Origin of the sequence: Dendronalium sp. ChiSLP03b, assembly GCF_034531165.2 — a bacterium.
Classification (GTDB): domain Bacteria; phylum Cyanobacteriota; class Cyanobacteriia; order Cyanobacteriales; family Nostocaceae; genus Dendronalium; species Dendronalium minutum.
On the sequence record NZ_JAVRBR020000041.1, the window covers coordinates 73,724 to 83,274 of the forward strand.

The 9,551-nt window shown below is 42.9% G+C and carries 7 protein-coding genes; 3 read left to right on the forward strand and 4 right to left on the reverse strand.

Annotated elements, in window-relative coordinates:
* Positions 1 to 40 precede the first annotated feature (40 nt).
* A complete protein-coding gene (locus tag RMY31_RS09880) occupies positions 41 to 1,204 on the forward strand; it encodes an EcsC family protein (RefSeq protein ID WP_322662625.1) in 1,164 nt (387 codons plus the stop codon).
* A 131-nt stretch (positions 1,205 to 1,335) separates the two neighbouring features.
* Entirely contained in the window at positions 1,336 to 1,470 is a 135-nt protein-coding gene (locus tag RMY31_RS09885) for a hypothetical protein (RefSeq protein ID WP_322662627.1), read from the forward strand.
* A 100-nt stretch (positions 1,471 to 1,570) separates the two neighbouring features.
* On the opposite strand, the gene RMY31_RS09890 is transcribed toward RMY31_RS09885, so the two are convergent.
* Complete coding sequence (locus RMY31_RS09890; protein WP_322662629.1) at positions 1,571 to 4,249, reverse strand: MHYT domain-containing protein; 2,679 nt, start codon at positions 4,247 to 4,249, stop codon at positions 1,571 to 1,573.
* Positions 4,250 to 5,131: 882 nt separating this feature from the next.
* Here RMY31_RS09890 and RMY31_RS09895 point away from each other — a divergent pair.
* A complete protein-coding gene (locus tag RMY31_RS09895; RefSeq protein ID WP_322662631.1) occupies positions 5,132 to 6,577 on the forward strand; it encodes a serine/threonine-protein kinase in 1,446 nt (481 codons plus the stop codon).
* Positions 6,578 to 6,874: 297 nt separating this feature from the next.
* On the opposite strand, the gene RMY31_RS09900 is transcribed toward RMY31_RS09895, so the two are convergent.
* From RMY31_RS09900 to RMY31_RS09910, 3 genes are read right to left on the reverse strand one after another with little or no spacing between them, the layout of a single operon-like run.
* A complete protein-coding gene (locus RMY31_RS09900) occupies positions 6,875 to 7,504 on the reverse strand; it encodes a response regulator transcription factor (protein ID WP_322662633.1) in 630 nt (209 codons plus the stop codon).
* Positions 7,501 to 8,334: a S1C family serine protease gene (locus RMY31_RS09905; protein ID WP_322662635.1), complete on the reverse strand. Its 834-nt coding sequence runs from the start codon at positions 8,332 to 8,334 to the stop codon at positions 7,501 to 7,503. The genes RMY31_RS09900 and RMY31_RS09905 overlap by 4 nt, the downstream gene beginning before the upstream one ends.
* Before the next feature lie 31 nt (positions 8,335 to 8,365).
* The gene (locus RMY31_RS09910; protein ID WP_322662637.1) at positions 8,366 to 9,280 is read right to left on the reverse strand and encodes a S1C family serine protease; all 915 of its coding nucleotides are present in this window, start codon (positions 9,278 to 9,280) and stop codon (positions 8,366 to 8,368) included.
* Positions 9,281 to 9,551 lie beyond the last annotated feature (271 nt).

Genomic DNA, 9,551 nt, shown 5'->3' on the forward strand with positions numbered 1-9,551 from the left:
TACAACCAGAATAGAAAGACTTTCAAGATGGTGCTTAACAATGACGACAAATAAACCCCAACCAGAAATAGAGGTGAACCAATCGGATAATTCACTCACAAAAACTTCAGAATTAGAAATCAAGGCTCAACTCTCAGCAACAGATAAACCGTCTGTTTTCGAGTCTTTTGCCCAAACTGTTACCCAAGCTGGCAAAGCATTTGTAGATACAGCTTTTGAAGTAGGAACAGCAGCAACGAAACAAACACATAAATTAATTGAACAAACAACGCATACCACAGGCGAGGTAGTCAATCGCCTTAGCGAAAATTGGCTAATCCGCAAACTATCTGGGGTATTAAATCTGAATTGGCTAATTGGTGCTAGTGATGTTGTTGATTTAAATAAAGCAGAAGCTGCGGTAAACAAGCTAAAGCAACAGTATCCCAATGAAACACCTAGTCAGATTGCCCACCACATCATGGTAGAAAAAGCAACTAAAGCAGGCGGAATTGGATTAGCAACTAGTATTTTGCCAGGAGTAGCGGTGGCATTGTTAGCAATTGATTTAGCAGCGACAACAGAATTGCAGTCAGAAATGCTTTATCAGATTGCCGCTGCCTATGGGCTAGATTTAAAAGACCCTGCCCGTAAGGGTGAAGTTTTAGCAATTTTTGGTCTGGCGTTGGGTGGCGGTCGTCTTTTGAAAGCTGCGGGATTAGGCTTGCTGCGGAATGTGCCTTTTGCTGGTGCTGCGATCGCAGCTAGTTCAAATGCGACGATGATCTATTCTTTGGGGTATGCTGCTTGTCGATTTTATGAAGCCAAGCTGGATGAATCAGTATCGCTGACATCACCACAGACATTAGCAAGTTTACAACAACAGAGTGAAAAGTATCTGGAAACTGCGATCGCCCAACAATCAATCATGGATCAAATTTTAGTTCACGCTATCCTTGCCAGCCATCCAGAGAAGACTTGGGAAGAAATTTTGCCAGAGTTGCAAGCTGCGAACCTCAGTTCCGAGTCACTAGCAGCCATAGCTGAAAATATTAAATCACCCCAGCCTTTAGATACACTGCTGAATCAGTTAAACCGTGATTTTGCCATACCTTTATTGGCGCAGTGTGAGAAAATTGCCCAGCTTGATAGTCAGACAACACCAGTGGAACAAAAGATAATTGAAGCGATCGCCAGTAAATTTAACATTGACCGAAAGTCATGAGTTAGGAGTACAGACGCGATTATACTCTTACGAGAAGCCGCTCTTACGAGCGTCTACGCGTCTGTACAGGAGTTAGGAGTCAAAGCCTTTCGGGTAGGGAAAGGTTAGCCAGCGCTGGTTCTTTACTGGATGTGCGATCGCAAGGAGTAGAACGCGCTATTCTGTTTACAAAACCAGAAAACCAGCCAGCACAAGCAGCTTATCGCCGAATCGGCTTTCGACCCATCGGTGAAAAGTTCGGCTTGGTAAGATTTAAAAATGCTTAGGGATGAAGGGTAGTTGTCAGAAGGCAGAAATGAAAATTATCTCCCTTGTCTCCCTTGTCCCCGCGTCTTTGCGTCCCCCTACTTCCCCAGTCCCCAATCCCTATTCCTCAGTCTTAAACGCATCAACAGATGCTTGTAATTGCAGTGCAAATTCTACTGCTTGTTGTAGAGAGCCAGACATAATGCTAGACGAATTGACACTGTGTTTTGACACTTTGGCAATCTGTTTTATCAAAGATGCGATCGCTTGCGAAGTTTCGGCTTGAGATCCCGTGGCTATAGAAATTGACTGCACTAAATGATTAATCTGGTGGGATGCATCTATGATATGTTCTAAGCTCAGTTTAGTATTTTGAACAAGATTTGCTCTTTCTACCACTTCGGTTTTTCCCAATTCTATGGTTTTGACTACTTCGCTAGTTTCTAATTCGATGGATTTTAAGATGTGTTGAATTTCTTCTGTAGCTTCGGCAGACTGTACAGCCAATTGACCGATTTGTTCGACTAGCAAAGCAAAGCCCCGGCCTTCATGACCCATCCACGCAGTTTCAATGCCAGCGTCAGCGGCTAACAAGTTAGTTTGCAAAGCGATTTGCTTAATCGACAATGCTACCAGGGAAATAGTTTGAGCAGATTCGCTCAGATGCTTTACTTTGTTAGCGATTTCTGTCACTGTCTGTTGCAAATTCCAGATACTTTCGACAGTGTAATCTATTGCGACCTGGGCTATTTCTGCTTTATTAGAGGCTGTGCCAGCCACTACTTCTGCTTGGCGGGCGGTATCTGCCACCGATTGAATCCAGAGATTCATTTTGTCTACTTCCTGAAGAGTGTAGGTAATCTCTTCGGCCTGTTGGAGTGCATCCTTTGCTAATTGCTGAATCACATCAGATTTGTCACCCACGGAAACATTTACTTGATGGGCAGCTTTTTTAACTTGAATGACGATCTGTTGTAGGCTTTCAATGATGGTATTCACAACATCAGCCAAGATACCAATTTCACCATTTGTAATTTGAGAGCGAACAGTTAAATCTCCTTGAGATGCTTGTTCAACATCAGTGAGAAGTTCTAGTAACTGACTTTGAAGGTCTTCTTTACTCCGCTTTAATTCTTCTTCCCCTTGCTTGCGGGAAGTAATTTCAGCTAGTACTCCAATAAAGTTGATGACTTTTCCAAAGGCATCCCGCACTGGAGAAATTGATAGTTCACACCAGAACGAACTGCCATCCTTACGGTAACTTTTGAGTACAACTTGGTATTCACTGGCATTTTGTATGGCGTGGTTTAATTGTTTAACTGTGGCTAGGTCTGTATCGATTCCTTGCAAAAATTTGTAGTTGCGTCCCAGTGCTTCTTCTGGTGAGTAGCCCGTAATTTTTTCAAAGGCAGCATTGCAAAAGACAATCGGATTTTCTGGATGACGCGGGTCAGTAATGAAGATGGCGTTACTAGCTGCGGCAATGGCGCGATCGCGCAACCGCAAAACTTTCTGCGCCTGTTCCAGTTCATGCAGCAAACTCGCTTGTTCTAGGGCGATGCCAACTTGAATTGCCAGTTGTCTAAATAAATCAATTTCATACTTTTGCCAGTTTCGAGGTTGAGAACACTGGTGAACGCACAATAAGCTGACAAGTTGACTGTTATTAATAATCGGTGCAACCAAACTGGCCTTAATTTGAAAACCTTCTAAAATTTCTCTGTGACAATCTGTAAAACCAGCTTTGTAAATGTTATTAGTAGCTCGGACTCGACCATTTTTGTACATTTCAATGTAATTTTCTCGGAAGGGATCGTTGACTGTTTTCCCTAAAGTTTTCATCCAACCTGTTGATACCGATTCGGCGATGATGTCGCCACTCCAGTCAGGATCGAAACGATAGATAATTACCCTATCTGCTTTCAATGCTTGCCGAACTTCGTGGACAGTTGTATTCATCACATCATCCAAATTTAGCGATCGCCGAATTTGCAAGGTAATCTCTGTGAACAGCTGCGAACGCCTGGCTTCAGCTTCTTGTTGTTCTAAAAGCTTTGTTTGGGCAATCAAATGCTGTTCTACCAACGAAGTTAATAATGCGAAACCCAGAATCACCAAGGTGGAAATACCAATGGATACAGCCAACCAAGTTAGCGAATAGTTCGTTCCCCCAGTTGCGGAAATTGCTTTGGGGTTGGTCGGCGTGAATCTAGCCGCAGCCATTCCCGTGTAGTGCATTCCTGCGATCGCCGATCCCATAACTAGCGCACTACCAATCCTGATCCACCAGGCATTTTTGCCAGTCTGCATCCGCAGTTGGAATGCAATCCATAGCGCCACAATCGATGCCCCAATAGCGATCGCCAAAGAAAGCACAAACAGCAATGGGTCATATCGGGTAATTGCTTCCATCCGCATGGCCAACATACCGATGTAGTGCATGGAGGCGATCCCAATACCCATTAATGTGCCGCCAATTAGTAATTGCCAAATGCTCAAGATTGGACGACTGGCAAGAAAAAGTGCGCCCCCAGAAGCTACCACGGCAGGCAGCATAGAGACTAGCACCGTCAACATATCATAGGACATTGGCATCGGCAGACTGAAGGCCAGCATAGCTACAAAGTGCATCGACCAGATACCGATTCCCATAACGATTGCACCACCAATCAACCAAGCGAGTCTTGCCGAGGCTTTGGCTGCTGTTACCCGTACTGCCAAATCAAGAGCGGTGTATGAGGCAAGGACTGCGATCGCAATCGAAAGCGCCACAAGGCGCAAGTCATGGGTGCTATTCATAGCCTGGGGATTGGGGATTGGGGACTAGGGATTGGGTAACTCGGATCCCCCTGTGGGGATTAGGGGGATTAGGGGCAATGGGGACCAGGGATTGGCGAACAGAGTAAGAAAAAATTACAACTTACTACTGAACCCCGACCACTGATTCCTAACTCCCTAGATAACAACGTTAGATATAGTAGTATATGTATTTATTTTTACTGTAATGCTTGTGGTTGTTATTGAATTTAGTAAATGGAAATTATGGATATTCATTAGTTTTCATTTGATTTTAAAATCTTATTATGCAATATCTCAAAGTCAATAGTCTAGTTAGTTTAACAAATAAGAGCTAAATTTATTTCGCAGAAATATTCGCGTTCTGCTAACATATTTTTAATTGTTGCCCGTAACAGCGCTATACTAATGAGTTTAAAATCGGTCTGATTAGATAGCTGGGCGATCTCTTGCTATTTTGAGCTAATTTAGGATGAATTGATTATTTTATGAAGAAATTAATTTTTCCACAAGATAATGCTTTAAGTTGCTTAAGTCATTTGCTTAGACGACTCTAAGAATTTATCAAAATAATATTGAAAATTTTGATTGAATTTTCTAGTTTGATGATTTTTTCACTTAAAGAGCGTAAAAATTATTGATACTCTTTTTGAAGTGAGAGTAAATCTTTGTACTTTATATGTGCTTCTATAGTTTATCAGAAGACCAATATGTGATATTCTCTTACTGATATACTTGATAACAAGTATGTAGATAATTGTAAATTTATGTAAGATTTAAGTAATAATTAATACTAAAAATATACACTACTAACATTGTAAAAAGTGGTAGTTTGAGCTTGCCGATCGTAAAGATTGCTTCCAGACGAACCTGAGTAAACAAATAATGACATCAACACTTTTGAGCGATCGCTATCGCATTATTAGCGTACTGGGAACTGGTGGATTTTGCGAAACATTTTTAGCCGAAGATACACAGATGCCTTCCGGACGGCGTTGTGTCATTAAGCAACTTAAACCTGTTAATGACAATCCTCAGATTCATCAGGTGGTACAAAGGCGATTTCAAAGAGAAGCTGCCATTCTAGAAGAACTGGGAGGATCTAATAATCAGATTCCCACCTTATACGCCTACTTTCAAGCATCTGGGCAATTCTATTTAGTACAGGAATGGATTTTTGGACAAACCCTCAGCCAAATAGTCAAACAAAACGGTTGTTTAAGCGAAAGTGAAGTAATCCCAATTTTAATTAGTCTGTTAAAAGTGCTGGATTTTATACATAGCAAAGGCATTATCCACCGCGATATTAAACCAGATAATATTATACTGCGTTCATCTGATGGCAAACCGATTTTAATTGATTTCGGCGCAGTGCGAGAAACGATGGCAACAGTAGTAAATTATGAAGGCAATGTTACTAGTTCAATTGTCATTGGTACGCCAGGTTTTATGCCAAATGAACAAGCAGCAGGGCGACCAGTTTTTGCCAGTGACTTATATAGTTTGGGACTGACAGCTATTTATTTATTGATGGGAAAACTGCCGCATGAATTGAAAACAGATTCCTACACTGGCGAAAATATTTGGGATCGGGATACCATCAGTCCGAATTTAGCAGCAGTATTAAATAAAGCAATTCGGTTTGATGTTAGGGAGCGCTATACCAGCGCTAAAGCAATGCTAGATGCTTTGCAAAGTATTGCAAATTCAACTGCTCCAAAAGTACCTAGCTTTAACCAATTGTTTGCTTTGACTAATTCTAATATTCGAGAGTCTGCCATTCAAAGCAGAAGACAAAACGCTATTTTTCTTGGCAGTACTTTAGTCACAGGTGGATTAATCGGTGTATTTGTAATTATTGGTTTGTTATTGGCATCGACTCAAACAAGGTCATATAGAGAATCTGCATCTTCTCTACTGCCAAAACAACAAGTTCCAGAAAACCCTTTTTCATTATCTTCTCCACCTATAGATTCACGTTCTGAAAAAGTCCCAACTTCGGAATCACCAATTACAAATATTGCTAATCTACCTGATTCTTTTCATTTCATCTCAAATTCGTCTTTCCTAAATCTGCAAACTGCTGTTGAGCAAGTTAAGACTTTACAAGCCAAAGGTTATAGACAATCAGGAGTTTTTTGGACACCAGATTATCCCAATCTGTCAGACAAACCTTTATTTATAGTTTATGTGACTACCTATAAAGATCGCCGCAGTTGTATTGATTTCCTTAAAACATATGGGAAAAGCAATCTCAAGGCATATTGCGCCTTTGCTAGTAAAGATTCAAATGCGCCAACTGCTCACGTGTATGCTCAGGAAGTAAAGTAATGGTGGTAGTACACGCGCTGCAAGTTCTACTTTCTCGCCAAGTGGGGGTTTTGGCTTCAAGGGTTGATTGGTAAGGCAGCGGTATAAGGCTTGATATCCTTCTTCGGTATACAAATCGTACCGACTAAGTAGAACGGCGTAAATATTTGTAGTTGGGATGAGGCAGGAGGCAGGAGGCAGAAGGCAGGAGGGAAGAGAGTTTTAGCCTCGTTTATCTTTCTTAACATGGTTGTGTTTTTTCCCACCGACTTACTTAAACCCGCGAATCATAATAGAAATAAAGTTTCCATTCCCAAATCAAAGCATAATTAAACCCAGTCGCACACCGACAGTCACAGCCTCGGTGCGGGTGGAGACACCGAGTTTCTGAAAAATAGAGGAAAGGTGAAATTTAACTGTATGTTCTGAGATGTGGAGGCGTTTGGCGATCGCTTTATTACCTAACCCAGAACCTAGCATTTCTAAAACCTCTATCTCTCTTGGTGTCAAGGTTTGTACGGGATTGACCGCGATTTTTTCCCGCACAGGCACCAATTGTACAGCATCTGGGTGCAGCACCACCAAACCAAAAGCGATCGCCTCGACAGCAGCGGCAATTTCTAACTCTGTGCTGGTACTAGGCAATATGCCCCGCACACCAGAACGCAATGCCCCCTCCAAGTCGATACTGTCGAGTTCTTCAACAATGACAACCATTCCTAGTGAGTATTGCTTCTCTTGGATGAGCAGCAATTTATCCCATACAGGTAGCAGATTACCGCTCAAATCCAACAACACTACATCTGGTTGTAATTGCTCAACTTCCCTTGCCAGTACATCCAAGTTGGATGCACTCCCCACAACCGTCAGCCGGGGATTGCTAGTTACAACAGCTGATAATCCTGCCCGCACAACAGGGGAAGTAGCAACTACCATCACCCGAATCATCTCGCCTCCACAGCAGTTTTCCCACGCTGTAAAACATCAACAACGAATTGCTGCTTGCCGCGCAGAACTTGGAGTGATATCGATTTGTTAACGTTGCTGTGCAGATACTTTGCTAAGTCATCGGGTTTAGTAAATAATCGTCCCGAAACTCCAACTAGTACATCACCGATTTGCAAACCAGCTGTTTCTGCTGCACTACCAGATAGTACAGACAATATCAACAAGCCTACAATACGTCTGCCTAACAGCACAGGTTGCAGTGTGACTCCCAGTTGTGGACGACTCTTCGCACTTAAAAATTTGTCTACAGTGTTACTGGATATAGCCACAGCCAAACCATTGGTAATCATCGTGTTAATTCCCACAACCCGACCGAGACAATCGGCAAGCGGTCCCCCAGAATTACCTGGATACAGCTTAATATCAGCCATAACTACACGCGGATTATTTGCATAGATAATCCCAGTAGTCACAGCACCACTATCAGCAAATGGATTACCCACAGCTACAACTAATTCACCCACTCGCAGCGTATCAGCATCACCGATGGTTGCAGTGTTGAGATCGGTTGCAGCAATTTTCAAGGCAGCTAAATCCTGCTGTGGATCGAAGTGGGTACGCACAGCTGCGAATACCCGTCCATCTGACAATTCCACAGTTGCTTGTTTACTAGTTGCCACATGGGCATTCGTGATAATTAATCCGTCAGATTGCCAAATAACACCCGAACCGACTCCCAAAGAGCCGCTTTTCACTTTCACAGTACTATGCCGTAGCTTTGCAGCTAACACCGCCAATTCATCAGCTATGTTGGTAGTTGTGCTAGTCATTTTTTTAAAATTACGAATTACGAATTACGAATTACGAATTAGTATCAACAGGTCGTTCGCCAATAACAATTACCAACTCAACTAATGCCCCCCCTCGCACAACCTGTACAGGAACAGTTTTGCCAATGCGATCGCTACTATTGAGCAGCGCTAGTACATCGCCTGTATCGCTCACAGAAGTATTATCGAATGTTATTAAAACATCACCGAGCAACACACCAGCCTTGTCCGCGGGGCCGGAAGGTTCAACATTGACGACAATCACCCCAGTAGCAGCAGATAAATTGAGGGCTGTTTTCAGGTTGTTGGGCAAGCGTACGGGTTGCATACCTACACCCAGGTAACCGCGTGAAATGTGTCCTTTTGCTTGCAATTGATCAACCACGCGATTAACTGTAGCCGCAGGGATAGTCAAAGCTGTACCGCGCCGCCCTGATGTATTCATACCTACCACATAACCAGCCGCATCTACGAGTGGGCCGCCTGCAAAGCCAGGGTAAAGGGAGATATCTGGGCGGATGAATTGGTCGATATTACCACCGCTCATACTCCGCCAAGCACCACTAACCACACTCACCGCACCCATTGCCGCCCGCAAGTCGCCTTCGCTACTTCTTGCCAGTCCCAGCACCAGATGACCGACTTTAATCGTGGTAGCATCACCAATTTTCGCTACAGGAATTTCTGCATTTTGTAATTGGAAGACAGCTAGATCGGTGCTAGAGTCATGACCTACAAGTGTGACGGGTAAGGTGTGTCCATCTCCTAAAGTGATAGTGATTTCGTCATAACGCTGAAGCGACTCGTCTGAAGTAACAATAATATCCTTGCGCCAGTGAATACCACTTGGGGAAATACGCGTACCAGCATTAACTGCCACTACAGAACTCCCAGCTTGTTCTACAGTATCAGCTAAACTCTGAGACAAAGCTAGTAATGAAGACATAAAATTCCTCTGCAAACGTTTCTAGATGCTCATATTGTGTCGTTTTATATGTACAGATGACATCAGAAAAACGGGGAGAATTGACCCTAGAAAAATGGCTAGTACGCAGAGATAAGGGAGGCACAGGGTAGGGTGCATCCCAGTTTTTATTTTTCAATGAGATAATAACTGTCATTGCGAGAAGGAACGACGAAGCAATCGCATGGAGTAGCTCTTAGTTGAAGATTTTGCGATTGCTTCGCTTCACTTTGTTTCGCTCGCAATGACATGC